The sequence below is a fragment of the Micromonospora sonneratiae genome, assembly GCF_042679305.1.
GTDB classification, from domain to species: Bacteria; Actinomycetota; Actinomycetes; order Mycobacteriales; family Micromonosporaceae; genus Micromonospora_H; species Micromonospora_H sonneratiae.
The window spans coordinates 1-1,798 of the sequence record NZ_JBHTMP010000150.1 but is presented as its reverse complement, the minus strand read 5'-3'; the positions used below and the strand labels follow the sequence as shown (position 1 = coordinate 1,798).

General features: G+C 69.2%; 1 protein-coding gene. It reads right to left on the bottom strand.

Features of this window, described 5'->3' with window-relative positions; genetic code table 11:
• Positions 1 to 107: 107 nt before the first annotated feature.
• On the bottom strand, positions 108 to 1,412 hold the full coding sequence (locus ACFQ4H_RS34715) for an NAD(P)/FAD-dependent oxidoreductase (RefSeq protein WP_377579506.1): 1,305 nt from the start codon (positions 1,410 to 1,412) through the stop codon (positions 108 to 110).
• Positions 1,413 to 1,798: the final 386 nt, after the last annotated feature.

Below are 1,798 nucleotides of genomic sequence, written 5' to 3'. Positions count from 1 at the left end.
GGATCGCCACCCGCGGCTACTCCGCCTGACACACAACAACACAACAACAACCACGAAGGGCCAGCCCAACCGGGCTGGCCCTTCGTCGCGTCCCGGGCAGCGTACCCTCAGCCGCGGACCCGGGCTGGCACCTCCGGTGATGCACTCTCCAACGGAACCGCGTGCGCGGGTACCAGGCCGAGCTGCACGCTCTGCCGGGTCGTCGTCGCGTCCAGCAGCCAGTCAGCGCCGACCCGGGCTCGGTTCCCGGGCATCGCATAGAGGTGGTAGCCGCGGGTAACCGTCTTGGCGGTCAGCCCGGACATCGGCATCCGCAGCGGGTTGGCTGCCGCATCCGTGCCACCGAGATCCACCACGAACCCCAGATCGTGGTGCCGGTACGGCCGACGTCGCCCCTGCCCGAACGAGGCCGCGACGTTGTGTGCCACCAGCTTGCCCTGCCGTTCGGCGTGTTGAGCGGTCATCGGGGTCACCTCACCGGGGCGGGTCAGGTCGGGCACGGCAGCCGCATCACCACAGGCGTACACGTCGGGGAACCCGGGCACCCCGAGGAACTCGTCGACGACCAGCCGGCCCTTCTCCGTACGCAGCCCCAGTCCGGCGACGAGTGGATCCGGACGTACACCGACACACCAGATCAGGGAACGGGTGGCCAGGTACTCACCGTCGCTGAGACGTACCCCGTTCGCGGTGGCCTCGGAGACCGAGGTGCCCATCCGTACATCCACCCCGCGTCCGTCCAGCACCTGCCGCGCGGTCTCCGACATGCGTGGGTCCAGTTCCGGGAGCACCCGGTCGGCGATGTCCAGCAGCAGCCACCGGGGGCGGGTGGTCAGCCGCGGATGCTGCGCGGCAAGTTCATCGGTGAACAACTGCCCGTGGGCGGCCACCTCCGTACCGGTGTAGCCGGCGCCGACCACCACGAACGTGCTGCGGGCCGCCTGCTCGGCAGGATCGTCGGTCGCCTCCGCCAGTTCGATCTGTCGTACCACATGGTCGTGCAGATAGAGCGCCTCGGGCAGGCCACGGAATCCGTGCGCGTGTTCGGTGATCCCCGGGATCGGTAGCAGCTTGTTGACGCTGCCCACGGCCAGCACGAGCCGGTCGTACGCCAACTCGTCGTGTCCGTTCTCCGGCTGCCGATAGCTGACCCGGCGCCGCTGGAGGTCCACCCCGTCGGCCTCGCCGATCACGACACGGACGTCCTTGAGGGTGCCGGCCAGCGAAACCGTCAGTCGGGTCGGCTCCAGGATTCCGGCCGCCACCTCGGGCAACAGCGGCAGATAGAGGAAGTAGTCGGTCGGATTCAGCAGCACGATCTCAGCCCGTCCCCGGGAAATCCGGGACAGGTTCCGGGCCGCGTGGTAACCGGCAAAGCCTGCTCCCACGATCACGACGCGTGGTCTGGTCATGGCCGATGCCGTTCCCAGCCGTGCGGCGGACAAACCTTGGTGTGCCTTGGCCCGGCACGGGGCCTACGGGCTCGGTGTGCCGAGCCGGCCCCCGGCCCGCCCGCTGAGCCCGGCAACTGCATCCTCGGCTGCGTCGTCACCCTCAGCCGTCCATAGAGAACAGATAGAACGCCTATGAGTGCCTCCTGCCATCCTGGCGCCGCAGGACGGACCTGAACCGGACACTGGTGTGCTCCGGCGGTGGTTTGCGACGGTTGGTCGGGCTGGTTGGAGGCACGGTGCGGGCAACAACGGTTGTACTGGCACTGGTACTGGTGATGGCGGGTGCCACGGTGGCAGGCGGGCCGGCGGGTGCCACGATGCCCGCCCGCCCGCCTGCCACCGCC

Excerpts from the sequence above, each read along its gene's own strand:
- ACFQ4H_RS34715 (WP_377579506.1), bottom strand. The coding sequence starts at position 1,412 with ATGACCAGACCACGCGTCGTGATCGTGGGAGCAGGCTTTGCCGGTTAC.